We start from the raw sequence: 24,819 nt of genomic DNA on the forward strand, positions 1-24,819 counted from the left end.
CATGTCCACCGGCGCGCGTCGCCTGGCCCGAATACCTGCCGAAGGCCTCAGCGAGTTGATCGAGGCGGGCCGCAGGATGGGCGCGGTGGACCTCGCGCTGGGCACCCCCGGATGGCCACGGCCGCCGAAGGCGATGATCGACCAGGCGTGTGCCGCGCTGCGAGACGGAAACAACCAATACGGCGACATGCGTGGCAACGGGGAGCTCCGGGCGGTACTGGGCCAGTCGTTCCGGACACCAGCCGATCCGGACACCGAGCTCACCATCACGGTGGGAGCGGCCGAAGGGCTGGCTGTCGCCATGCTCGGCGTCCTCGATCCGGGTGACGAGATCGTCGTGTTCGAGCCGTTCTTCGAGCCCTACCTGGTCTCGATCGCAACGGCCGCGGCCGTGCCGAGATTCGTCCGGGTCCGGCCGCCCGACTGGCGGTGGGACGCCACGACACTCGCCGCCGCGATCGGTCCCCGTACCAGGGCGATTCTGGTGAACACGCCGAACAACCCCACTGGCCATGTGCTGGAGGAAGACGAGTGGGCAGTCATCGCGGAACTGTGTGAGCGGCACGATCTGCTGGTCATTTCCGACGAGGTGTACGCGTCATATGTCTACGACGGTGGACAGCACATCTCAGCGGCGGACGTGCCGGGACTACGGGACCGTGCGATCGTCGTCGGCAGTTTCTCGAAGAGCCACGCCATCAGTGGCTGGCGAATCGGTTTCCTTCGTGCGGCCCCCGCACTCACCCGCGCCTTGCGCAGCATCCACATCGGCCTGACGGGTGGGGCTCCGGTGCCCCTGCAACAGGCCGTGGCCCGTTCGGGATCGGTTGACGGGAAAGACTGGGATCCACGGCCGGATCTTCAGCAGCTGCGGGACAAGGCGCTGCGCGTCTTCCGCGGCGTGGGGTTGCACTGCACGTCTCCCCGTGGCGGTTGTTATGTCGTCGCCGAACTCGGGCCATACGGCCGGGAGGATTGCCGGTCCTTCGTTCGCAGGCTCGCGATCGACCTGGGTGTTCTCCTCGCGCCGGGACAACTCTTTTTGTCCGACCGCACATCAGATTCCGGCTTCGTTCGTATCGCGTTCAACAAACCGCATGCATATCTCGACACCGCGCAGGGGCGTCTGGCGACCCTGGAACCCAAGCGGTGACGGCTACGCTTCTGAGGAGATCGCAGTGACGGTGATCGCTGTCATACCCGGTGACGGAATCGGACCAGAGGTGACGGACGAGGCCGTCAAGGTCCTCGACGAACTGCAGCTCGGACTCGAATTCGACCATCTCGACGAGGTCAACGCCGCCACGTTTCGGAAAACTGGAGCAGGCCTGTCCCCGGAGAACTTCGAACGGATACGCTCCGCGAAATCGGTGCTGTTCGGTGCCATCGGTGCTCCCGGCATCAACAATTCGGAGTACGGCCGGGGCGTGCTGATCAAGATGCGTTTCGAGCTCGATCTGTACGTGAACCATCGACCAGCGTTCCTGTGGGACGCCCGGCTGAGCCCCTTGCGGGACGAACGTCGCCGGAACGTCGACTGCGTCATCGTGCGAGAAAATTCCGAGGGACTGTATGTCGGAGTCGGCGGCAGGGTGCGTGCCGACACGCCGGACGAGATCGCGATCGACGAGGACATAAACACCTACCGCGGCGTGTCACGCGTGCTCGACTACGCATTCTCGATAGCGCGAAAATCGGTGTGCCTCGTGGACAAGTCGAACGCCGTTCCCAACGGCGGGAAACTGTGGCAGCGTTGTTGGCGCGACGCGGTCGAACGGCGTCCCGACATCGACTGTTCCCACCTGTACGTGGACGCGGCGGCGATGAAACTGATCGCCGACCCGTCAGCGTTCGACGTCATCGTGACCAACAATTCCTATGGTGATATTCTGAGCGACCTCACCGCCCAGTTGGCCGGCGGCATCGGCATGGCGGCATCGGCGAACCTCAACCCGAAGAGCGGATTCGGCGTGTACGAACCGGTCCACGGCAGCGCACCGGACATCGTGGGGCAGGGAAAGGCGAATCCCGTTGGAGCGATCCTCAGCGCCGCGCTCCTCTGTGAGGGGATCGGCCTCTCCGAGGCCGCACTGGCGATCCGTGGAGCGGTTTCGACAGCGGTGTCAGCAGGGCGCTGCACGCCCGACATCGGTGGCTCGTTGAGCACCCAGGAGGCTGGTGCCGCGATTCGCGCCGAACTTCGGTAACACCCACGACGAGCCGAGTGGGCTCGGGAGCCGACCCAGGGCCCCGGCAGAGTCGTGAGCTGTCCGGGGTAGCCGGGCGGGCAGGACCGTTCAGAAGATCATCGAGGTTCGCTACACCTTGTTGATCGTCTGACGTGAGTCATGCCCGCCCGGCCACCATCGCTGATCTCGTCCCTGAGCGGCAACGCCGCCATCGGCGCATACGCACCGCCGGCGTCACCAACATCTCCGCCGCCAATCACCACCACGCCCGCGACAGCAGCCGGCCCCTGTCACCACTCGGCATCACCTAATGGCTTTGCTGCAGCCCTGGTCCGTCGGCCGCACCGAGTGCTCGACGGCTGTCCTGATAGACCTGTTCGGCTTCACCGAGAGTGTCGCCTATCGCGGTGATTCCCAGTTTGCCGTACACGCACGCGGCGCCCAGCAGGTGCAGGACGGCGCCAGTTCCGCGGCGCGGGTCGAAAGCGGTGGCGCCCAGACGGTCGATGACGTCGGCGGGGCGGCAGCCGCGGAAATGGGGAACCCACAGGTGATCCGTGGCGACGTAGGCCTTGGCGCGCCCGCCGTCGACAACCTGGCCGGTGGTGCCGTCAACGGAACCACCGGTCACGAGCAACGTCGTACCGAACGGGTGCGTTGTGCCACCGGCACGCAGGTTGGTCTCGCACAACAGGATTTCCCAGCCACCATGCTCGACCGCCAGGAAATCCAGGCTGAACAGGCCGATGACACCGCGTGCGGACAAGGCATCCACCACGCGTCGGGCATCGGCGCGTAGCGCTGATCGGTACCGGCTGTCCGCGGGGGAGCGGCATCCCACGTAGACCATTCCGTCGAGGACCTGATCCTGGGTGACGATCACCTCGGGTGTCCCGTCCGGGGTGATGCTGGCGAACGTGCTCGGCGAGCGGAGACCCGGCGTCGTGAGGTACCGCTCCGCGGTCGCGCCCCGTGCGGAAACCTCTGCCGCGAACGACTTCCAGGTCTCATCCGGTGCGGTGAACCTGATCCGGGCCTGGGCCAGGCGTCCGTTCGGCATGGCTTCGACGATGGCGTTACCGAGGCCTCCATATCCATCGTCCAGCTTCAGCATGACCGGGCCGTCCACGACCAGTCGAGCCACGGCAGCCTCTACATCCTCGGCGCTGGCCAATCCCCCCGTGCCGGGAACCGTTGCGACGCGAGCGCTTTCCGCGATTGCTCGGCTGCCGGACTTCGTCCCCAGGGCGGCCAGCCGCGCAGGCGCGCCGTACACCGGAAGGCCAGTGATCTCCGACAGCCGTTCCTCGTGTTCGGTCACGACAAAGGGAAACAGCCAGGCATCGCCGCCCGCCGCCAGCACGATCTCGTGGCACATCGCGGGGTCGGCGAGGATCCTGTGCGTCAACGGGCACAGTTCGGTGTTCTCGGCCAGGCCCACCGGCATCATCCGCAGCCGGGCACGGGCGCCCGCCGGATCGGGCAGGAAGCTGAGGTAGTAGTCGACGACCGCGGCGTCGACGGGCATCGAGGACAGGAAGATCAAGGAGACGGTGGGCTCACGCAACATGAGTAGGAGGAACAGAAGTCGCTCCTCGTAGCGGGCGTAACCCTCGATGTGTGCCAACTCCCTCGGCGAAAGGGTGAGGGAGGGAAGCACGACCACTGTTCCACCCGTGGGTGTGAACATCGGCAGTCGCGGGTGTCTTCTGGCGAACTCCAGACGAATCTCCTCGGCGGAGGCAACGCGGGCTCGCGTTGTCATGACCACATCGCCAGAGTCCCATCAGTCGTGAGGCCGATGAACATGGCGACCGACACCCTGCGCCCGTCCCGCCCGCCTGCCACGGAGTGGTAGAAGCGCGGGTTGAACACCAGGGCGTCGCCCGGCTCCGGTCGCACCGTCACCGACTGGACGCCCGCCACCACCTCCCTGTCGTAGCCGAATCCGATCCGGGCCGCCTCGTCCGTGGGTTCCCACGTGCGGCGCCAGATGGTGGTCTCACCCCCGACGGACGGCATCATCAGGTAGACGTTGATCGCCAGTTGGGCGACGAGCTTGTGGTCGAACAGCCCGTGCGGGAATTCCCGTGCCACGTCGTCGAAGTGAACCCGCAGCCCGCCATTCGACTCGCGGATCGTGCCGGCCATGACCGGGCGACCCGCTATCCGGGCCGCCTCCGGCGGCCTGCCCCACACCTCGCCGAGCCGCTCCAGGCAGATCCGGAGCGGGTCGAGGTCCAGGCCGGCCGCCTCCCACGCCGTGCGCGCCGACTCGACGTGCGTCCAGTAGCCGGGATCGAGTTGGCCATCGGTGACGAAGTCGTTGACCGTCGGGCCGAACCGCAGCACAGGCGGGTTGACCCGTTCCGGATTTACCGCACTCAACGGCATCCGGCCCACCAGCCCGGCCAGATCCGCCCACAGTTCGGCGGGCAGGAATGGGCGGGCGTGCACGCAGGCAAGGGTTCCTGTGGCCAGCCGAACCAGATGATCCTTGGTCAGTTCGGTCACGACCTCCTCGCTGAATAGCGGATCCTCGGCTGTCACGGAGAGAGTCATGAAGTCGTCGTCCCATCGGCTCAGTGCGAGAGCGGTGACTTGATGTTGACCGTTGCCCCTGCCCGTTCGTGGACAGGTTCATGGCACATCGCCGCCTGCCTCGTCCCTGGCTGTGCCAGGTCCGGCGGTCGGCTGACTGGCCTGGTACTGCTCTCGTCAGGCTCTGCGGCGACGCCGGATGCACCAGTAAGGCGGGTGGGCGGGTGCGCACTACGCGGTGTCGTCAGCGGCCACGTGCAGCCGATCAGACGTCCGAGGAGGTACTGCGCCACCTTCTCCGGATCGCGTTGGTCCTCACCTCGGCCTTCCTCGTGCGGCAGCCGGTTCAGCGCCGACAGGTGGTCGCGGCGCATTCAGTTCGGCAGGTCCCCGCCTGCCGGCAACCCCGGCCAAAGGGGCCAGCGGCTCCGGAGGCCGAGGGCGACGCTGGCGAGAGCGTCCAGGCGCTGTCGCAGCCGTGCGACACGCGCGCCAACCAGAGGTGCCCACATTGAAGACAGTAGCTACTGTCAGTGTAAAGTCCGTCACAGGAAGATCCGAACCGGACGTACCACAAACGGGATCCGCCGTTGCTGCTCTGGGGTTGCTGCTCTGGGAAGGAGACCAGATCCCGATGACGTACGAGCACGGCCGCGATCTACACCTCACATATGACCCCGGCCGGGGCTACTGGCACTTCGTCCTCTACATCGAACCGCCGATCGGGCCGGGCAGCGGCCTCAACTCCGGCAAGGTCATCGAAACATGCACCAGCCGGTATGCCGCAGAGTGGATCAACAGGCTTACGCCGTGCGATCCTGACGCTCTCCATGTCGCCCTTGTTGGCAAGGCCGATGCCCCAAGTCTCTGGCACGCCTGCGTCTACGACGATCCCGACTCACCTTCGGCGGTTGCCCGCGATGGGTGCGTCTGCTGGCGGACCTTCCACGACCCCGTGACGTGGCTGCCCGTCGCCGCCAACCACTACCGCACGGTCAGTGGTAACCACGAAAACTGGCGGCACCACACCTTTACCCCTCTTGCGCTTCCCGAGAAGGAACGCCTCGAGAGGCTCATCATCGACCACGAGGCACACACGATCTGGGTACGTACCGACCAGGGCACCCTGCACTTCCTCCCCGAGGCGCGGGGAGTTGGGTACAGCGTGGGCTACAAGGGCGGCGGCCCTGCGGAACTAGCCCGCATGATCGAGAAGATCGTGAAGTCAGACGGACACGAGGTGACCGCCGGGACGTCGCGCGGTGCGCCAAACGAAAAGGTGCTGTCCTGGGTGAGCAGCAAAGCAGCAGACCGCACTCAGGAACTGCGGCTTGACCATCTCAAGCTCCTGTGCCGTACTGGCACGGTGGTGTAGCTCTACACCCTCGACTTCCCCGCCGCTACGCCGGACGGGGAGGCTCTCCACCGGGACCACCTGACCCGCTGCTTCCACCGGCTCGTGATCGGCTCCGGTCTCCCGCCCGTACGTCTGCACGACCTCCGTCACGGCGCAGCCGACCTCGCCCACTCCGCCGGCGCCGACCTCAAAACCGTCCAGGAACAACTCGGCCACACCAGCATCGTGCTCACCGCCGACACCTACACCAGCGTCCTGCTCGACCTGCACTTCACCGTCGCCGGAGCAACCGCCCGCCTCGTCCTGGCCGCCGCAGCCCGCAAACCCGGCCGCAAGCACCGGACACCCCCCCGACATCCACGAACCGCAGCAACACCTGCCAGCCGACAGTCCAAATCACTGCCAGGCAAGAGAATCCGGCGGCAACCTGGCCCGGCGGCGCACCGCGCCCCCGTGACACCCACTCGACACCCAAAGATCAAGGCCGCATAGCCAGGTGGCTATGCGGCCTTATCATTGCTGGTGCGCCGCCAGGGACTCGAACCCCGAACCCGCGGATTAAGAGGTTGATCTTGGTCGGCTCGTTACGTCCAATGGCGTCGCAGCAGTCCGTCTGTTCGCGCTTGCGGCCCATTTCCGCCGTAACCCTAGCCCACTCGTCCATCCAGGTACCGGCCGGTCCACGGCTGCCGAGCACCCGCGGAGCACCCACCGATGCGCCCGTTGCGCAAAGCAACTGCGATTGAGCTCCCGCGGGACTATCGTCGGACTCGAGCAGATCGGGGGCGACGAAGAGGCGGCGGGACTCAAGCCGAGTCCGCCACCGAATTCTCTGGAGGCGCCTCAAAGAGGAGGTCGCCGGCCCGCTTGACCCGCACGCCTGAGCCGGGAATCCGTGATACTAACTCGCACATCAGGGTCTCAGCGTAGGAGCGGGAAAGGTTCGTTGCGACGTACACGGGGCCAGCGGAGGTCTCGACCTTCTTGGGAAACCATCCCGGGGTCACGTCGCTTTGGTTCGTGCCGACGGCGCCCCTGATCGTCGTCGCCGCGGTGCCCTCGCGCTCCGCGACGAGCTTCACTAGGTCGCGCACGGCTCGCGCGGCGGCAACGGGCCGCTGCGTGCCGTCTAGCCCTTCCAAAGAGTAGATTGCGAACCGGCCACGCACCCGGCGGAGCCGCAAGCGCAGCAGTTGCCGCCGGTCGGTCTCCTCGGCGGCCTCGACGTAGCGGTCGAGGAAGACGGCAAGCAGCTCATCGTCCAACTTCCGGACCCGAGTGGTATCGGTCGGGTAGTCCATCAGCCGGGCAATCTGGCCCTCATCGAGATTGGAAAGCGCCGCTTCCAGCTGGCCGATCGTGGTGACGCCCAGCGCGGCTAGCTGCTCGACGAACACAACGAGCGACGGCAGGTCTCCCGGCTCGTCCCTCGGGAAGCGTTCGGCGATCAGCTCGCTCAACGTATTCACGTCCAAGGGAGTTGGGTCGAGCGCCTCCGGCGACGGCTCACCCACCCGGATCACAGGCTCGTCTGTCGGGGCGGCGTCGCCGACGTCCTGCGGCCGAAGCAGCTCCTCGATCCTGTCAAAGATCTCGTCCATGTACCGGCGCATGCCACCAGCCTCGACGAAGTACTGATCCACCCGCCCCTTGTCCTCGGGCGTCAGCTCCTGGTACGCGCCAGACTTGTAGCGAATGTCGTGCTCGTACTCCGCCCACGCGTGACCCGCCACGCTGCGCACTTGGATCTCCAGGCCCTGGTACTTGCCGAGGAACTTCACGAGGGCCCCGAAGCGCCAGTGCACGTCGGCATCCTTGATGCCGGAGATGACGATGTGCTCGCTGTCGTAGCCGTTGTGCTTAGTGTCGCCAGGATTCTGCCGTTCCCGGAACTCGCAGCGGCTCACGATGAGGTCTGCCAGATCGTTGCGCGCCCGGGTGGTGTAGACGATCACGCGGGCAGCTACGCAGTCATGAATCTGCGCTGCGGGGTCGGTGTACTTCGGTGTGCCGTCGTCCTTCGCCTTCTCCGACTTCACCATGTACGAGGCCAGAGTCTTGGGGCGTGCCTCCACGAGGTGGACGTCAATACTGGCGTCCAGCGCCAGCTCCGTGAGGAAGCGCTTCGTCTCCTGGGCCGCGTCGGCCAGGAAATCCTGGTGCTGCGCGTACTGCCACAGGTGAGAGGGGACCTGTTCGAAGCCTGTGATCTCGGACACCCGCGCAGAATACCCAAGCCCAGTCCTAACTGGAGAGCCGTCCGGCTGAGGATGCACGAGTCATAGCAAACGCCCGCGACGCCGAACGCGACCCGGCCCCCACTACATCGCTCAGCCGTGCTTGCGGGGACGCCCGCGCTTCGACTTCGGGGGACGCCAACCGCGTAGCTCCTCCTCCGTGGCAACCCACCGGACCATCAAGTCGTCCAGCAGCGTGCGGTGGCTCCGGTACTGCTGGTCGCTACACCATTGCTTCACCCACGGCAGCAACTCGAGCAGACCGGCGAGCAGCGGAACAGCGTCATCGCGAGTCAGCGCGGCTGACGCGAGGTCGGACAACACCATCGCCTGGTCCTCGACGGGCCAGCCGGCCCACCCCACCATGGCGCCCTTGATGGCGCCTCCCGAGCGCGCATAGGACACGAACCTCTCGCCAGGCACGTCGTACTTGCCGCGGTGTCGCCAATAGCTCGCCTTAAGGAAATCTGCGCTGCTGTACTTCGGAGGCAGCGAGACCGGCGCGGGAGGACCCAGGTCCTGTCCCCGCTGCAGCCGCCACGTCTCCTCCCACTCAGCGCGCTTCGCGATGCCTGAATCTCGATAACGTAGGGCGGAGAGATACGGAACGACCTCGTCTGCGAACAGACCCCTCACGACGTCGACCAGCGGTTGGCCCGGTGCGTACAGCTCAGCGGCCTCGATCACCGCCGGATCCTCGCCCAGCAGCTCGGCGAGCTTCGTAATCGTTAACGGTCGCGCACGCCTTGCGCCGTTTGCGTCGTCGTACCAGAGCTCGGCCGTCTCGCATCTGTCGAGCAACCAGGTTCGCAGGGCATCGACCTCCATGACGTTCCAGCCCGTGGAGGCCCACCGTCGTTTGAACTCCGGCCTTTCCAGAGTCCGCAACCGCCTGTCCTGCTGTATCGCATTGATGCGCCGCTTGACCACCTCACGGTAGGGCGCCGGCCAGTGCGCGGGCAGATCGGTGGTCGGAAGGCCGCCGTGCCGCACAAACCAAGCAGTGTCCAGCTCGCCGACGACCAACTGTCGGGCCATGGCGATCTCGAAGGCTCGCTCGCCGAAGCTCAACGCCGGAACGGCGGAGGCAGCGGCCAGCAGGCCCTCGTCCTCGGCTACGCCATACCGGAGATAGACCTCCCAGTCCAGCTCCTCCTGCAGGGCCACCATACGGGCGCGGATGGCTTCCCAACGGGAGCGAGCCGTGGAGAAGCCTTCGCGGCTCGGGGACTGGCGGCTGAGGACCGCCGCCGGACCGGCCTCAGACAGCTCCCGGGCGAGCCGGTCCAACTCATCGGCGTACGTGGAGTGCAGCTTCTCGGGCAACGGGAGGTCACGCAGCCGGGTGGCGGCGATCTCATAGAAGGCGTCCCAGTGTTCGCCGGTGCCGGTCTGGTCGAGACCCGGCTTGCCCTTGCTGTTGCTGCCCTGCTTCAACCAAAAGCAGACCGAAGAACTGTTGAGCCATGCTGTCAGGTCGGTTCGTCGCTGTGCCGGCGCGTCGGAGGGGAGCTCGATGATCGGCGCGGATTGCAGTGGCACCTCATCCCTGTGCAGGGAGGCGAAGTGGTTGTGGGTGGCGATCCAGGAATACGTGATCAGCTGGTCGTTCATGCCCCTCCGGCCGACGAACTGATGCCAGCCGTACCAGGGCCTTCCGCCGTTCTTGGGAGACCCCTCAAACCCGGATGGGCGGTTTTGTAGCACCAGCCTGTACGGCCATAGCCGTCGTAGATGCGCGGGATGCTGCTCGATCGAGATGATGTTGCCTGATGAATCGTACGGGCAGAAAGCGTAGTGGTCGGCCCGGGCGTTCCAGTCCCGGACCTCGGAGCCGGAGATTACGCCTACGAGGACGTCATCAGCAGGAATTCCCAGCGTCGCGAAGGTGTGACGTGGTGCGGTGAAGATGTCATCCGACCCCGTGTTGGCGAAGTATCCGATTCGGACCACATAGTCGTTCAGCCGACGTGGCGCACCGGCGATTTGTGCAAGGACCTCGTCCGCCTCGGTTGTCGCAATCCTCAGCGGAAACGAGCGCAGTTGTTCTTGGCTGACGTAGCGAGACGCCGACCACGTGTCGGCGTGACCAGGATGGGCCGTCTGTCGCAGCAACGATCGCCAGACCGGCGCCCGAGCGGGATCAGACGGTACGGCCGGCTCGCCACGCAGACCGGTCACGGTGAGCACCGGCGCCGCGTCACGAGGCGGCTCGTTGCGTCCGATCAATATGACGGTGGGCGTGCCGTGGCCTGGAATGAACGCGCCCGAAGTGTCGATGATGTGCGTGAGCGCGACCCGGTGCCCGAAGAACTCCTCGACGAGCCTTCGACCGAACTCGCGCTTCATGAACGAGTTGGACGTCAGCTGACCGACATGTCCACCGGGCCGCGCCAACTGGAAAAGCCTCTGCGAGAAGGGAATCGTGAGGGCGTACCTGCCGACGCAGGCGTCGTACCGGGCGCGGTAGACCTCGTCGAGGATCTTGTCCCGGACGGTGGTGTAGGGCGGATTGCCCACCACCACGTCGTAGTCGCCGCCGAAGGGGTCCTCGACCAGCGAATCGGCGACGGCTACCGAGAACCGCCAGTCGAACCCGACAACCTCGCTGAGCCTCGTGGCGCCACACGCGCGCAGCGCAGCCATGAGCAGGCGGAACCGGGTGATAGCCACGGCAAAAGGGTTGAGATCCACCCCGTGCACGGAGCGCAGCGCACGAGCGACCAGATCCTCGACAGCAACCGTGGGAGCGGCCCGCCGCCAGGCGGAAAACAGCCGCGTGAATGCCCCCAGGACAAAATGCCCCGACCCGCAGACCGGATCCATCAGACGGAGGGCCTCATGCCCACGCTCCTGGATGGCAGATTCAAGCGTGAGATCCAAGATGAACTCGGTGACGAAGGCAGGCGTCTGCAGCAGGGCGTACTGCTTGCTGGCACTCTCATCGATGACCTGGTAGAGGTCGCCCAGGAAGCGGGTATTCAGGTCCGCGGCGGCGAGGTCATGCCCCTTGGCTCCGGCCGCGTCGGTGCGGTTCCACAAAGAGACCAGTTGGCTGGCCATCTGTTCTGAGATCGGCAGGTCGAAGAGCGCGTTCTGCCCGCGCTCGAACAGCCCGGTTCCCGGATCGACCGCAGCGAAAGCCTCGAACCGCGAGAGGAGCCACGGCAGCTGCTGGCCCGGCACCGCAGGTGGCGACGGTCCATCGATCAGGCGGTTGTCCTCCGCGAACCGCACAAACAGGGCACCTAGGACCCAGCCGACCGCTGCTTGACCGAACCGTACGTCCGAGGCTTCGTCGGTCCGGGACGTGCGAAGGTCCTCTTCCACAAGCCACACCAGCCGGCGCAGATGGGTGGATAGCTCCACGGTCGACACGCTGAGACTCGCCTCCTGGTTTTTGGAACCGTGTTAGAACTTCCGCTACTCTACCCTCACAGCTTCCCCTCTCCGCCGCACGCCGCTCGCCATCGACAGGCGCTGACGTGCCCCGATGCCCCACAAGCATCCGGGAACAGCCGGAGGCCACGAAAGGACGGATCGGCAATGACTCCTCCGACGCGCCCCCTCTGGCTCGCGGTGATCATCATCTTCGGCCTCATGGTGGGCGCGGCCACCGGGCTGCTTACAGGGATGAGCTCGAAAGATCCGGTCGACGGGATCTTGACCGGAGCCGCCAGCTTCACCGGCACCGTGCTCCTCCTGCTGGCGATAGCGGCGTTCCTCACCTCGTCGCCGGGCCGGCCCTGAGACTCTGGATGCGCAGCCGATGAGCCGCACGCGAGCGCTGCTGGACCTGACGGCCCAGCAGCGCTCGTTGGCAGGTCCCAGTCGGGTGCCGAAGTCCTCGCCCGGCCTGCTATAGCCCTTTGATCACCGTGGTGGGTACGCGGTACCTCGTACTCACTCGAGCCGCCGCGACAGCGATCTTCATCGAGCAACTGGACCAGGATCACGGTTTTCCGGCGCCGGCAGTCCTACAGACAACCCCTACCAATCCATTGCCTGCGCCGCCGGATGCTGACGGATGGCCGCCTGTCCACGGCGCCCGAGCACCCCACGAGAGCACCCACACACCGCTGCCGGGGCAGCCATAAGCCAGCTTCATCGTGGTGAACCCCTGCGGCCTCACATGCACAGAACGGCACCGGGCGGCGCCACCGGGTGAGAGAGGTCCCCCTGCACGCGAACCCGCCGACGTCCCCCTCGTCAGCAGCGTAATCGCCAACTGTCAACGCCGCCTCAACCCTGACCACCGTGGTCCGGCTGAAACTGGACCACCCCCGGGTTGGTTGATTTTTAGTCGTTGGTTTTGGTGGCCGGTGGGACGCGGCCGAGGTCGCGGTCTTTGAGTCGGTAGCTGTCGCCCTTCATGGAGATGACCTCGGCGTGGTGGACGAGGCGGTCGATCATGGCCGCGGCGACGACGTCGTCGCCGAAGACTTCGCCCCACCTGCCGAAGGGCTTGTTACTGGTGACGATCAGGCTGGCGCGTTCGTAGCGGTTGGAGACCAGCTGGAAGAACAGGTTCGCGGCTTCGGCTTCGAAGGGGATGTAGCCGACCTCGTCGACGATCAGCAGCGGGATCCGGCCGAGCTTGACCAACTCGTCTTGAAGGCGGCCGGCGTGGTGGGCGTCGGCCAGGCGGGACACCCACTGGGCGGCGGTCGCGAACGCGACCCGGTGTCCGGCCTGACAGGCCCGGATCCCGAGACCGATGGACAGGTGAGTCTTGCCAGTGCCGGGCGGGCCCAAGAAGACGACGTTCTCCTTCGACGCCACGAAGTCCAGGGTGCCCAGGTGAGCGATCGTCTCCCGCTTCAACGATCGTTGGTGCTCGAAGTCGAACTCCTCCAGGCTCTTGCGTGCTGGGAATCTCGCGGCCCGGATCCGGCCCTCACCGCCGTGAGCTTCCCGGGCGGCCACTTCCCGTTGCAGGCAGGCGGCGAGGAACTCCTCATGCGTCCACGACTCCGCCCGAGCCCGCTCGGCCAGACGTTCGACCGAGGCGGCCAGGGAGGGTGCTTTCAGTGCGCGGCTGAGGAACGCGATCTCCGAGGTGACATTGCGGTTGTTGGTCTTGGCGGCCATCACGCAGCCACCTCTTCCAGGCCGAACATCCGGTCGTAATCGCTGAGCTGCCGGTGCTCGACCTCAGCAGCGCCCACCGGCGCCGGTGCCTGCCGGGCAGCCGTGCGCAGGTCGGCGGCTGCCTCGCGGTGAGCCGGATCGGTGATGCTCTGATGCCTCGCCCAGCAGCGGTCATGCCCAGCAACCTGGCGGCCGTCGCAGAACACCTGCACCCGATCGGCGTCAGCGACGATGTCGACACGACGGCCCACCGCAGCCGGGTGCACCGAGTAGTCGTTGCTGTCCAAACGCACGTAATGATCACGAGGTAACCGCGTCGTCTGTCGCCAGCCAACCACCGGAGCGACCGGCGGCAGCGACAACATCGCCTGCCGGTCGGCGTCCCACCGGTCCACCGGGCGGCAGCCCAACATCCGGTGCCGGCGGTTGTTCGCCCGCACCAGCCAGTCCGCCAACTGGGCGTTGAAGTCTTGCGGTGAGCCGAACCGGCGCCCGGGCAGGAACGACGTCTCCAGATAGCCGTTGGCCCGCTCCACCAGGCCCTTGGCTTCCGGGTCCGCCGGCCGGCACTGAATCACCCGGATGCCCAGGGTGCCACGGAAGCCGTTCATCGCCTCGGTCAACTGCGGCCGACCGGCCCGCCACTGCCCGACCGCGGACTCGTTGTCCCACACCAACGCCCTGGGCACCCGCCCCCAACCAGAGATCAACGTCCAATGCCCGACCAGCAGATCAGCCGACTGCCGCGACGGGATCATCACCGCCGACAGCCACCGCGAATACCCCGACACCATCACCAACACCGGAGGCCGGCCAACCTGCCCGAACCCAACGACACGTCCGCCGGCGGGAACCACAGATCACACTGCACCAACTCACCCGGCAGATACTCCGTCCGCTGAGCCGGATCCGGACGGCGGAACAACGGCCGGAGTTGCTGCACCCGATCGCAGAACACCGTCTTCCCCCGGGTCCACCCGACCCGTTCCATGATCACCGTTGAGGGCATGTCCGGGAACTCCGCCAACAACACCCGGATCTGCGGCTCCACCGCATCCACGATCGAACCCTTCACCGCCCGCCGATACCGCGGCGGCTCATCACTGGCCAGGGCCTTCTTCACCGTGTTGCGAGACATCCTCAACCGCCGTGCGATGGCCTGAATCGCCATCCCCTCCGACCGCCGCAGCCGCCGGATCTCCGCCCAGTCCTCCACGCTCAGCACCTCCCGATGCTTCAGGAGGTGGTCCCGATTCAGCCGGAACCACGTGGTCAGTTTTCAGGCGGAGCCGACACCAACGACCGGGTCCAAACCACTCACCGGCCGACAGGGTCTTCCCCGCCGTGAACGCCCCACCAACTCGGCGCGTGCCTGCGCAGCCTTCCCGAGAAGCGGGTCAGCAGCAGCCAGTCGGCATCGAGGATCAGCGCGGCGTCCTCCGCCCGCTCGCCCAGCACCCGGGCCACAGACGCCAGCATCTCCCGCGTCGCCCGATCGGAGGACTCGCCCTTACCCAGCCGGAAGCCGATGGTGACGTACCGCTCCGGTTCCCACTCCCACACCGAGCCGTCACCATCCTCGGCCTCGAAGTAGCCGTGGGAACCGGCGTAGATGCTCACCGTGTAACCACACCGATCACTGAGGTCCGCACTCAACACCCGGGGCCTGCCATCTACCGCCGACTCCTCGACACCCTCCGGAGCGACGACGCTGGCCAGCACATCGAGAGGAACATCGCCGGCCAGCGTCAAGCGGTACTCGGTCGCCATGGATAGCCCTTCAGTCTCGTCGCAGGATCTGGATTATCGCCCCGCTGCGCGTCACCGCCACCAGTTCCTTCAACCCTGCGATCGGCCAGTCGTCGAACTGCTTCTGCAACGCCGCGAGATCGCCGCGCCAGTCGTGAAGGTTGACCACCACCCGTTGGGTCTGCTCACTGGCGATCTTGTCAGCAACCCCGCTCCACACGCCTCGCACGCTCTTCGCCGGCGTCGGGGAGTAGCAGTCGAAGACGTGTCCCTCGATCAGATAGTCGGGATCCTTGCCCGGTTTACCGGAATCACCGGTACCGAGCCGGGCGTCAGCGACCTCCTGCCTGGTCGGGTTCTGGTGGAGCAGGTATCCCTCAGCGGCGACGGTATCGGCGCATTCGTTCTCCAGTTCCAGGGAGCGCCGCACGCGTTCGTCCTCCTTCGGAGGAATCCGGGTACGTCGACCGGTAGGCGAGCCACCGCGCTCTCCGGTGGGCCTGCGCGTCCACGGCGTCGTCACACCCGTGCCGGCCGACGGTGTGGAAACTGAGGCGGGGCTGGTCGGTACGGCACCGCCAGCCCCGTTCAATTTCCCGAGGACCCCAGCTGTCGCGCCTCGGCGATCGCCGCGTCAACCGCCTGGCGGGTGGTAGCGGTGCGCTGGACCAGCATGACCAGCACCTGTTTGACGCTCTCCAGCGCCTGGAGGAGCGGCCCTGGCTGCCCACCCTGCAAAACCCCGCCGACAAGCTGCTGCGCCTCACCGACATGGGTGATCGTGGCGGCTGTCTGGTCGCGGATGCCGTCGACCGCACTCTGCACCGGAGTCAAACCGTTGATTGTCTCCCCCGGACTGCCCTGCTGAGGGACACCAGCGGTCGCCTTCGTGGCATCACCGACGGCACCGGCGAGACCGCCCAGTCCTCCCCGGAGAGTGGCGATGGCCCCGCGAATCCGCGCCACACCCGCAGCGACCGCCGCGAACCCGGCACCCGCAGCCCGCAGCCCGATCTCCTGCGCCTGCTGGTCAGCAGCGGCAGCCAGACTTTGCGCGCGCTCCACCCCGGTGGCCAGCGTACGCAGCTCTGCAGTGATCTTCTCGACGTGCGACACCCTGCCGGATTCCTCCACCTGGCGACGAGAGCCCCTCAGGAGGTTGAACCTACCGGCACGGCACCGACGTCACCAGACGTCGCGGAGCAGTAAGCGACCGCGGCGGCGCCAACCCGGTAACGGCTCCCGAGCACCCATCGAGCACTGGCTCGCAGTTCACGCGACCGCTACGGGCGACGGCACGGGGCATGGCATCGTCGCAGTAGAAGGTGAGGCCGCAATGCGCCGACGCGTCCGCCCGATCGGCGTTCTGGCGGTTTCTACATGCTGCAGGATGGCTTCGCCTACTGCTTGCGCGAGCTTCGGCGGTACGGCGTTGCCGATGAGCCGTCCCAGAGGCGCGAAGTGCACAGGTTTTCCGGGGGCGACGAACTCGTAGTCACGCGGGAAGCTCTGGAGGATCGCGGCTTCGCGCAGGGAGATAGCGCGGTCCTGTTCGGGATGACCGAAGCGACCGGCGCCGTAGTTGTACGACAACGTCGTGATGGTGGGTGACGGTTCGTCCCAGACCATGCGGGCGTAGACGTTGCGAAAGGTGGAGCCGGACGACTTTCGGTGGCAAGGCGCGCGAAGCTCTTCACGCCAGTCTTCCCAGGTGCCGCCTGGGTTCGAGCTTCTGATTCTCTCCAGGTTGATTGGGGTGAGCTTGCGGCTCTTGTGTAGGCGGTCGGTGGGGTCGACCGTGCCGTCCTCGAGTGGCGGGAGTCCGCGGATGGCCTGCTCGACGGTGGTGTAGTCGGTGGGTGCGACCTTGCCCTTTGGTACACGGATCTCGCCGAGGAGTGATGCGACGAGGACCATGCGCCGACGATGCTGGGGCACGCCGTAGGCCGGGCAGTGGCAGGACTCGTGATGCACTGAGTAGCCGAGTTTCTCCAGCTTGTCGACGAACGCCTTGAAGATCGGGGTGCTCCCGATGCGAGGAACGTTCTCCATGGTCACGATCTCGGGCTTCGTGCCCTCGACCAGACGGCTGACCTCGTCGATCAGCGGCCACTGGGCTTCGTGAGAGGTGTCCGTGCCACGGCGGTACGAGGAGAACGGTTGACAGGGAGCGCATCCGGCCAGCACCCGGATCGTTCCCTTCGGCCACATCGAGGCTAGCTCCTTGGCCTTCAGCTCGCGCACGTCCTTCTTGCGGAAGGGGGCGCGGATGTTCGACTGGTAGGGGTATTCGCATGCCGGGTCGATGTCGACACCTGCGGCGATGTCGAGACCTGCCCCCTGCAGTCCGTACGAAAGCCCGCCGACTCCGCAGAAAAGGTCGACTGCGGAGATCTTGACGGTTCGCGGAGCCATGCCAGGACTGTAGTTGGTCGACAGGCGTCGACGCTGACGGCGTCGACGATCGTACCTTCGGCCTCGCGGCGGCGACGGACGGCCGAATCCTCGACCGCAACGTCACTTGAACGTCCCCGTCGCGCTCGAGGCCTGGTAGGAAGGCAGGGACGTGTCCACAGTGGTCTCGCTTAGGAGATCGAGTGTCGCGCGGTCACCTGGAGGCCTGCGAGACGGCAAGTAGAACGATTGTTCTAATCGTCCGCTTTTGTCGCACCCCAGCTCTATGCTCGGATCCCCATGGAGGAGGGAGGGGCCCATGGCGGTGGTCGCAAGGTCTTTTGCGTCACCTTCCGCGAACGTGTCCGCAATCCTGGTCGACGAACTGCGGGGCATCCTCGATCGCAACGGCAGGCACAGAGCCCAGTCCTTGGTGGCGGACTTCGTCGTCCGCCACCGTCTCAACCACAACGACGTCGACGCCCTGTTGGTGATGCTGACCCGGCAGCCAGTCTCGACTACTCCACCCAGCCGCGCCGAGCACCAGGCACCTGCTTCGCCCGGCCCCGACAGCGCACCCACCAAGGAACCTGACTCGGCGGAGTGTGATCCACCAACCTCGGCCGGAGGCGAGGACGACACCGCCCAGCCTCGACACGAAGAGGCGTTCGACGACAGCCTCGACTGGATGTTCGGCGACGTTCCCGAGCGGCCCGTCGCACTGGCGTCCGACGACAAGGTGCAGGGCGCGTTCGACGATCTGCTCGGTGACTGGACTCGCACAGGCGGAAAGCTGACACGCGCCGAGGTCGCGCTGCTCGTGACACGGCGTGCCCTGTCTGCGAAGCAGCATGGCGAGCTGCTGCGATTACTGAAGGAAGCCGGCGTCGAACTGCCCGCCTCCGCCGACGCGCGTCCGGCCTCGTCTGCCGCCAAAGGCTACGAGCTCCACGGGGACACCGTGGGTCAGTACCTGCGCAGCATCCACCGGTACCCGCTGATCGGCGCCCAGCGTGAGGTGGAGCTGTGGTCGTTGATGAGGCAGGGCGAGGCAGCGCGACGTACGCTCGAGGCCGGTTGGAACGACCTCCCACGCGAGGAGCGGCGGTCGCTGCGTGACCGGATCGAGGACGGCCGCGCCGCACACGCCGAGCTGGTGTGTGCGAACCTGCGGCTCGTCGTCTCGATCGCCAAGGGCAACCACTACAACCGTGGCGGGGTCGAGTTCGCCGACCGCATCCAGGACGGCAACCTCGGCTTGATGCACGCGGCCGATCTCTTCGACGGATCCAAGGGGTTCAAGTTCTCCACCTATGCGACCTGGTGGATACGGCAGTCCATCGAACGGGGCATCGCCAACCACGGCCGCACGATCCGGCTTCCTGTCCATGTCCGAGAGCAGATGCAGAAGGTCGAGAAAGCCGACCGCAGACTGACCGACCGGTTGGATCGGGAGCCCACCCTGGCCGAACTCGCCGAGGAAACCGGCCTCGAGCCCGGCAGGGTGCAGGCGGTGTTGGACCATCTGCGCCCGCTGCTCAGCCTCGACCAGCTGTTCGGCGAGGAGGGCGATCTTCGCCTGTCGGACGTTCTCACGGACGAAGAGGAACGCGACGGCCGCACCGATCCGGCGGAAATCGTCGGTCACCTGATGTTCCGAGCCGACGTCCACCACACGCTTCGGAAGGTGCTGCCGGAGCGAGCAGTGAACGTGCTCCGACGACGGTTCGGTCTCGGTACTGGCATCCGGGAGACCCTGGACGACATCGGTGCCGACTACGGTGTCACCCGCGAACGGATCCGCCAGATCCAGGGCAAGGCGTTGAAGACACTTCGGGAACACGAGGAGGCTGCGGCGTTGCGCGAGTACGTGACGGACGCTCCCGTGGTCGAGTCCGGCGATGCCGCTGAGGGGAAAGCGTGATGAGCGTCGACAAGGGCCAGCCGCTGATGGAGGCATGTGACCGGTTCGTCACCTGGCTGGACCGCCGGGTGGTGGCGGCGGGTCGGGGCGATGGTCTGCAGCGGCTGGAGGTGGCGCCCTCCGGAACGTTCTGGCTCGGCCGGCTCAGCCGGCTCGTCGGCAAGGACGAGGACGCTGGGGGCGCCAACGACGATCGGTCGGATCGCCTGGACCCGTGCGCGATGGGCATTCGGCTCCGCCCGGCCGAGTCGTCGCCGTGGTCGATGACGGTGACCGTGCGGGCTCGGGCCTGGGTGAAGGACTCCAAGGACGGTCCGGAGCCCGATCGGCCCTGGTGGCGAACTGGCCTCGTGGAGGAGAAGATTCCGGTCGTGATCGGCGCTGTCGGGGGGACCTTCGGGGCCAAGCAGTTGCAAGACGCGTTCTCGGCGGTCGGCGCACCCGGACTATGCGCTGAGGTTCGCGTCGAGGTGGAGGACTGGCACAAGCAGCCCGAGCTGGTCGTGCAACTGGTGAACACCAGTCCCAAGCCAGGCCGCGGGCTGACCGACCCCCATCTTTACGAGACGCAGCTGGAGGTGGCGGGGCTCGTCACGGTTCCGTTCGAGTTGGAGGCGCTGCCGGACACCTTCCGCTACGACCGGAAGGTGCCGGCGTACGGGATCAACGTGGGCGTCGAGGTGGTGGCCCCTGGGGTGTTCCGTACCACCGACACCGTCAGCGTGCAGACCTTCCGACCGGAGTACTGGAACAGCGACCGCCCCCAGCCCGATCTTTCCTTCGCCCGTCTCGCCGCAGATCCGATCCCGGTCCTCACCGACCTGGTGGACGCGCTCGACGAGTACGACCAGAAGCACTGGTCGGTAGCCGCGCTCGACGCACGTCAGTTGACCGACGGCTGGTCGGATGCGATGCGCGCCGAAGCGGACCGCTCGGCGACACTCGTGTTCGACGAGCTTGCTCGGCTGCGCACCGGCCTGGACCTGGTCCGGACGCATCCCGAGATCCGACGCTCGTTCCAGCTCATGAACGAGGCGATCGGGCTGAGCGCCAAGGGACGTGGCTACCAGACGTGGCGGGCGTTCCAGGTGGGGTTCCTGCTGTCCGCCATCCGGTTCCTCGCCGAGCCGGCCGAAGAAGCCGGTCACGTCGACACCGTGTGGTTCGCCACCGGTGGCGGCAAGACCGAGACCTACCTGGGCCTGCTGCTGACCGCGGCGTTCTTCGACCGGCTGACCAGGAAGCTCACCGGCGTGACCGCCTGGTCGCGGTTCCCCCTGCGGCTGCTTAGCCTGCAGCAGACGCAGCGTTTCGCCGACGCGCTCGCGGGCGCGGAACTGGTCCGCCAGCAGCAGGAGGACCTTCGGCGAACCGCCCCGTTCAGCCTGGGCTTCCTCGTCGGACAGGCCGGTACCCCGAACAAGATCGTTCCGAAGCCGGAGAACGAGGAGACCGGGCCGGACAGCCCGGGCATGCCCGACAAGTATCAGGTACTGCTGCACTGCCCGTTCTGCCGCAACGAACGCCTGACGATGAAGTTCGACCGCAAGCGATGGAAGCTCGAGCACCACTGTACCAACCAGGCTTGCCCCTGGAAGCGGGGTGCACTACCGATCTACGTCGTCGACCAGGAGGTGTTCCGCTTCCTGCCGACCGTCGTCGTCGGCACCCTCGACAAGGCGGCATCGATCGGCCTGCAGCAGGCCATGCGCGGTCTCATCGGGCCGCCGCAGAAGAGGTGCTCCGAGGAGTGGCACGGCTTCACCTACTCGAGCCGGTCGAAGTCCCCCAACGGCTGCCTCGTACCCGACTGCCAGGGCACGCTCCTCGACCTACCCATGCCCGACGAACGCTTCGGTCCGTCGCTGCGGCTGCAGGACGAACTGCACCTGCTGCGTGACAGCCTCGGCGCGGTCGACTCACACTACGAAAGCCTGTTGGACCACCTCCAGCACAAGCTTTGCCGCAACCGCGCCAAGATCGTCGCGAGCAGCGCGACCTTGACCGGATACGACCATCAGGTCAAGATCCTTTACCGCCGTGAAGGGCGCGTCTTCCCTCAGCCGGGGCCCCGAGCCGGCGAGTCCTTCTGGAGCCTGCCGGAGGACGCCAAACTGCGGCGCTTCGTCGCCGTCGCACCACGCGGGGTCACGCTGGAACACGTCAGCGACCGGACACTGGACGCCCTGCAGCGATGTGTGCGGGAGATGCTGGACGACCCGGCGAGGGTGTGCGCGGAAGCCGGGATCGACCCAAGCCACGCGGAAAAGCTGATCAGCATCTACGGCACCGACGTGGTCTACGGATCGACCCTCTACGACGTGGAGGCCGCCGGCCGCAGCCTCGGCAGCAACAACACCGTCGACGGCATCAACGTCGAGCAGCTCACCGGCCAGACCGACTTCGACGAGGTCCGCGACATCCTGGAGCGGCTGGAGAATCCGGAGGACAAGTTCGAGGACCGCATCCACGTGATCGCCGCCAGCTCGATGCTCTCCCACGGTGTCGACGTCGACCGGCTCAACACGATGGTCATCCTTGGCCTGCCGCTGACCACGGCCGAGTTCATCCAGACCACGGCCCGCGTCGGTCGTCGTTACCCCGGCCTGGTGTACGTCCTGCACAAGATCGGCCGTGAGCGCGACGCCCAGACGTTCCGCCACTTCGACAAGTACGTGAGCCAGGGCGACCGGTTCGTCGACGCCATTCCGATCACCCGCCGCAGCCGGCGCGTGTTGGCCCTCACGATGCCCGGCGTCGTGGCGGCGCGGGTCCTGATGCTCAAGGAACCGGCCAGCAAGCAGCGGCTGAGCACACCGGCGAAGCTACGTCAGTACGCCCACGATGCCGGGCTGACACCGGCCGACGAGGCGGCGGCTGTGACGGAGGTCCTCGGGCTCGATGGGCCGGAGGACTCCCTGCACCAGCAGCAGATCGTCGAATGGGTCCAGGAGTGGTTCGCCGATCTCCATGACACTGCCAGCAAAGCCCGGTTCATCGGCGAGATCGGCAGCCCGTCCCCGATGACGAGCCTGCGCGACGTCGAGGCCCAAGCCCCGATCCACGACTGAGGCGGACGACATGACGAAGCTGGGCTCCCGCAGCGGCAGCCAGATCCTGCGGACCTTCCTGCCAGCGCAGACGGTCGACCTGCGCGGTGACATCTACCGGGTCGACGAGTGGTCGGCACCGAGCCCGATCGACGTCGACTCCGAGCTGGTTCGCTGGAGCCTGCTGAACGAGATTGCCGTGTGGAGCGCCAACGACAAGGACAGCGGCATGGCCGGCGACTTGCTGCGCAAGGCGCCGGTGGAGGTGGTCGAACTCGACGAGCGCCGCGGCGTCACTGTCGAGCGATACCCGCGAGTATGGCTGTGCCGCGCCTGCAAGCGCATCGGGAAGTCGGAGGACGCCCGATGCAAGTGCGGCAAACGGGCCTGGGGGCAGTTGCACTTCGTCGGCGTGCACGAGTGCGGAGCCATCACCGAGCCCTGGATCAGGCGCTGCCCCCAGCACGACGACGTGCAGGTGGTCATCCCGAAGAGCGCCAAGGCGGCCGACATCAAGTTCGTGTGCCCGACCTGCCGCACGGAGACGATGCAGGGGCTCGGCCACGGGCGCAAGTGTGCGTGCGGCGACGGCAACGTGCGATGGAACGTGCACAAGGCCCGCATGGTCTACGTGCCGCGCGGCATGGTGCTGATCAACCCGCCTCGTCCGGAGCACCGGGAGAACCTGAAGCTCGCCGGCGGCTCCCGAAAGGCTCTCGTCTGGGTGGTCGAGGGCCTGACCGCAGGCCGCCCTGCCGACGTGGCGGCGAAGCAGACCCGCAAGGACCTTGTCGAACAGTTGATCTCCAACGGCATGGCTCCCGACATCGCCGAACAGATGGCGGACCTGGCCGAGGCGGGCGGTCAGCTGGCCGTAGCTGGGGACCACCCGGTCGACCGGCTGTCGACAGCGCGTCGCGAAGTGGCCGAGCGGGTGGCCGTCGACATCGCGATGGCCCTGGCGGAGAGCCGGACACCGACGACGGCCCTGCGCGCGCCCGAGCCGCACGACCCACTCGAGCGGCGCTACCGGGAGGCCTATCCTCCGGCCCTGCGCCGTGCCGGCATCGACGGGCTCGACCTGGTCGACAGGTTCCCGGTGCTCAACGCCATGTACGGCTACACCCGAGGTGACGACGATCCGTCGAAGTGTCGGCTGGTGCCGTTTCGGCGCAAGCGCAGCGGCTATCGGCTTTACGGGAACCTGGCGGAGACCGAGGCCTTCCTGATCCGCCTCGACCCGGTTCGTGTGGCGACATGGTTGTCCGGCCGAGGTCACCGACTGCCCGGCTGGACCTCCGAGTCGACCGACGCGCTCGCGGCGCGGGTGGCGATCCTGGAGTCGGCAGTGATCCCCACCAAGCGCGACGATCCCAAGGTGGAGTCCGTCGGCTCCGACGTCCTCAAGCTGATCCACACGTACGCACACCGGTTCATCCGGCAGACGGCGGTCTTTGCTGGCATCGAGCGCGACGCCCTCAGCGAGTACCTGGTGCCCGAGCACCTCGGCTTCTTCGTGTACGCGGCCGCCCGGGGCGACTTCGTGCTCGGCGGAATGCAGGCGGTCTTCGAGTCCAATCTCGACGATCTGCTGACCGCGTTCATCGACGCCGAGCACCGGTGCCCGCTGGACCCGGGCTGCAGCATCGGCAGCGGCGCCTGCACTGCCTGCGTCCACCTCGGTGAGCCGTCGTGCCGCTTCTTCAACCGGTTCCTCGACCGTGGCGTGCTGTTCGGAAGAGGCGGCTTCCTGCGTACCTCGGTCACCGCCCGATAGTCGTCACCCGGCGTCGCCACTCGGCCTGGACTCGGTCGGCGGCGGCGTCGGTGGCTTCGTGTTCCCACACGTGCAGCACGATCCAGCCCAACTCGGCGAGTGCGACGTCCTTGGCTCGGTCGCGGGCGACGTTGCGGTCGAGCTTGGCCTGCCACCACTCGCGGTTGTTGCGGGGAATGGTTCCGTGCTGCGGACAGCGGTGCCAGAAGCAACCGTCGACGAAGACCGCGACCTTGGCTCGGGTGAACGCCAGGTCGGGGCGCCCTGGTAGGGCCGGATGGTTGACCCGGAACCTCAGACCTCGGCGGTGCAGCTCACGGCGCAGCGACAGCTCTGGCTTGGTCGAGCTGCGGGGCTGCCGACGTAGGCGAGCCGACGTGGCGGCGTCGAGGGGTAGGGGCACAGTGGACGTTCGGACCATGTTCCTGGCCTATCTATGGAGATTGCGAAGGATCGTGCACAGTTAGGCTTCCGTCGGGTAGCGGCCCGAGTCGTACTCGCCGTCGCTTT

General features: G+C 66.7%; 17 protein-coding genes, 1 tRNA gene and 2 pseudogenes. 8 read left to right on the forward strand and 12 right to left on the reverse strand.

What is annotated here, in order from left to right; translation table 11 throughout:
* Position 1 precedes the first annotated feature (1 nt).
* Together OG559_RS06585 and OG559_RS06590 are read left to right on the forward strand one after the other, a co-directional pair.
* Positions 2-1,153, forward strand: coding sequence for a pyridoxal phosphate-dependent aminotransferase (locus OG559_RS06585; RefSeq protein ID WP_405113461.1), 1,152 nt, complete (start codon positions 2-4; stop codon positions 1,151-1,153).
* 25 nt (positions 1,154-1,178) lie between these two features.
* Positions 1,179-2,207, forward strand: a complete 1,029-nt coding sequence (locus OG559_RS06590) for an isocitrate/isopropylmalate dehydrogenase family protein (RefSeq protein WP_405113463.1) — start codon at positions 1,179-1,181, stop codon at positions 2,205-2,207.
* Between the two features lie 289 nt (positions 2,208-2,496).
* On the opposite strand, the gene OG559_RS06595 is transcribed toward OG559_RS06590, so the two are convergent.
* A complete protein-coding gene (locus OG559_RS06595) occupies positions 2,497-3,816 on the reverse strand; it encodes a peptide ligase PGM1-related protein (RefSeq protein ID WP_405113465.1) in 1,320 nt (439 codons plus the stop codon).
* A gap of 134 nt (positions 3,817-3,950) precedes the next feature.
* Entirely contained in the window at positions 3,951-4,703 is a 753-nt protein-coding gene (locus OG559_RS06600) for a proline hydroxylase (RefSeq protein WP_405113467.1), read from the reverse strand.
* A gap of 661 nt (positions 4,704-5,364) precedes the next feature.
* Between OG559_RS06600 and OG559_RS06605 the strand changes: the two genes are divergently transcribed.
* Together OG559_RS06605 and OG559_RS06610 are read left to right on the forward strand one after the other, a co-directional pair.
* A complete protein-coding gene (locus OG559_RS06605) occupies positions 5,365-6,105 on the forward strand; it encodes a hypothetical protein (RefSeq protein WP_405113469.1) in 741 nt (246 codons plus the stop codon).
* Between the two features lie 48 nt (positions 6,106-6,153).
* A pseudogene (locus OG559_RS06610) lies at positions 6,154-6,579 on the forward strand (tyrosine-type recombinase/integrase); the annotation flags it as partial.
* Positions 6,580-6,607: 28 nt separating this feature from the next.
* On the opposite strand, the gene OG559_RS06615 reads toward OG559_RS06610, so the two are convergent.
* The 3 genes from OG559_RS06615 to pglX form a co-directional block, all read right to left on the reverse strand.
* A tRNA-Ser gene (locus tag OG559_RS06615) sits at positions 6,608-6,719 on the reverse strand.
* Between the two features lie 174 nt (positions 6,720-6,893).
* A complete protein-coding gene (locus tag OG559_RS06620) occupies positions 6,894-8,306 on the reverse strand; it encodes a hypothetical protein (RefSeq protein ID WP_405113471.1) in 1,413 nt (470 codons plus the stop codon).
* A 111-nt stretch (positions 8,307-8,417) separates the two neighbouring features.
* Positions 8,418-11,693: a BREX-2 system adenine-specific DNA-methyltransferase PglX gene (gene pglX / locus OG559_RS06625; protein WP_405113473.1), complete on the reverse strand. Its 3,276-nt coding sequence runs from the start codon at positions 11,691-11,693 to the stop codon at positions 8,418-8,420.
* Positions 11,694-11,870: 177 nt separating this feature from the next.
* Between pglX and OG559_RS06630 the strand changes: the two genes are divergently transcribed.
* Positions 11,871-12,074, forward strand: coding sequence for a hypothetical protein (locus OG559_RS06630; RefSeq protein WP_405113475.1), 204 nt, complete (start codon positions 11,871-11,873; stop codon positions 12,072-12,074).
* A gap of 549 nt (positions 12,075-12,623) precedes the next feature.
* Here the strand turns inward: OG559_RS06630 and istB are convergent.
* The 6 genes and pseudogenes from istB to OG559_RS06660 all read right to left on the reverse strand — a co-directional run bounded on the left by istB (position 12,624) and on the right by OG559_RS06660 (position 17,579).
* Positions 12,624-13,415 carry an IS21-like element helper ATPase IstB gene (gene istB / locus OG559_RS06635; protein ID WP_405105721.1) on the reverse strand — a complete coding sequence of 264 codons (792 nt, stop codon included), beginning with the start codon at positions 13,413-13,415 and terminating at the stop codon, positions 12,624-12,626.
* Positions 13,415-14,640 (reverse strand): annotated as a pseudogene (istA, locus tag OG559_RS06640) (IS21 family transposase). The gene istB and the pseudogene istA overlap by 1 nt, the downstream one beginning before the upstream one ends.
* 92 nt (positions 14,641-14,732) lie before the next feature.
* Complete coding sequence (locus tag OG559_RS06645) at positions 14,733-15,185, reverse strand: SitI3 family protein (protein ID WP_405113479.1); 453 nt, start codon at positions 15,183-15,185, stop codon at positions 14,733-14,735.
* Positions 15,186-15,195: 10 nt separating this feature from the next.
* Positions 15,196-15,594 carry a hypothetical protein gene (locus OG559_RS06650; RefSeq protein ID WP_302740991.1) on the reverse strand — a complete coding sequence of 133 codons (399 nt, stop codon included), beginning with the start codon at positions 15,592-15,594 and terminating at the stop codon, positions 15,196-15,198.
* Between the two features lie 158 nt (positions 15,595-15,752).
* On the reverse strand, positions 15,753-16,280 hold the full coding sequence (locus OG559_RS06655; protein ID WP_405116425.1) for a DUF6244 family protein: 528 nt from the start codon (positions 16,278-16,280) through the stop codon (positions 15,753-15,755).
* 156 nt (positions 16,281-16,436) lie between these two features.
* Positions 16,437-17,579, reverse strand: coding sequence for a DNA cytosine methyltransferase (locus OG559_RS06660; protein ID WP_405113481.1), 1,143 nt, complete (start codon positions 17,577-17,579; stop codon positions 16,437-16,439).
* 298 nt (positions 17,580-17,877) lie between these two features.
* On the opposite strand from OG559_RS06660, the gene OG559_RS06665 reads away from it, so the two are divergent.
* Genes OG559_RS06665 through OG559_RS06675 form a run of 3 tightly spaced genes read left to right on the forward strand, consistent with a single transcriptional unit; the run spans position 17,878 to position 24,309 of the window.
* Entirely contained in the window at positions 17,878-19,482 is a 1,605-nt protein-coding gene (locus OG559_RS06665; RefSeq protein WP_405113483.1) for an RNA polymerase sigma factor RpoD/SigA, read from the forward strand.
* Positions 19,482-22,553 carry a helicase-related protein gene (locus OG559_RS06670; RefSeq protein ID WP_405116428.1) on the forward strand — a complete coding sequence of 1,024 codons (3,072 nt, stop codon included), beginning with the start codon at positions 19,482-19,484 and terminating at the stop codon, positions 22,551-22,553. The genes OG559_RS06665 and OG559_RS06670 overlap by 1 nt, the downstream gene beginning before the upstream one ends.
* A 10-nt stretch (positions 22,554-22,563) precedes the next feature.
* The gene (locus tag OG559_RS06675) at positions 22,564-24,309 is read left to right on the forward strand and encodes a hypothetical protein (RefSeq protein ID WP_405113485.1); all 1,746 of its coding nucleotides are present in this window, start codon (positions 22,564-22,566) and stop codon (positions 24,307-24,309) included.
* On the opposite strand, the gene OG559_RS06680 is transcribed toward OG559_RS06675, so the two are convergent.
* On the reverse strand, positions 24,296-24,730 hold the full coding sequence (locus OG559_RS06680; protein ID WP_405113487.1) for a very short patch repair endonuclease: 435 nt from the start codon (positions 24,728-24,730) through the stop codon (positions 24,296-24,298). The two genes, OG559_RS06675 and OG559_RS06680, sit on opposite strands and share 14 nt — an antisense overlap.
* Positions 24,731-24,819: the final 89 nt, after the last annotated feature.

Origin of the sequence: Micromonospora sp. NBC_01405 (assembly GCF_045040155.1) — a bacterium.
In the GTDB taxonomy this organism is placed as follows: Bacteria; Actinomycetota; Actinomycetes; order Mycobacteriales; family Micromonosporaceae; genus Micromonospora.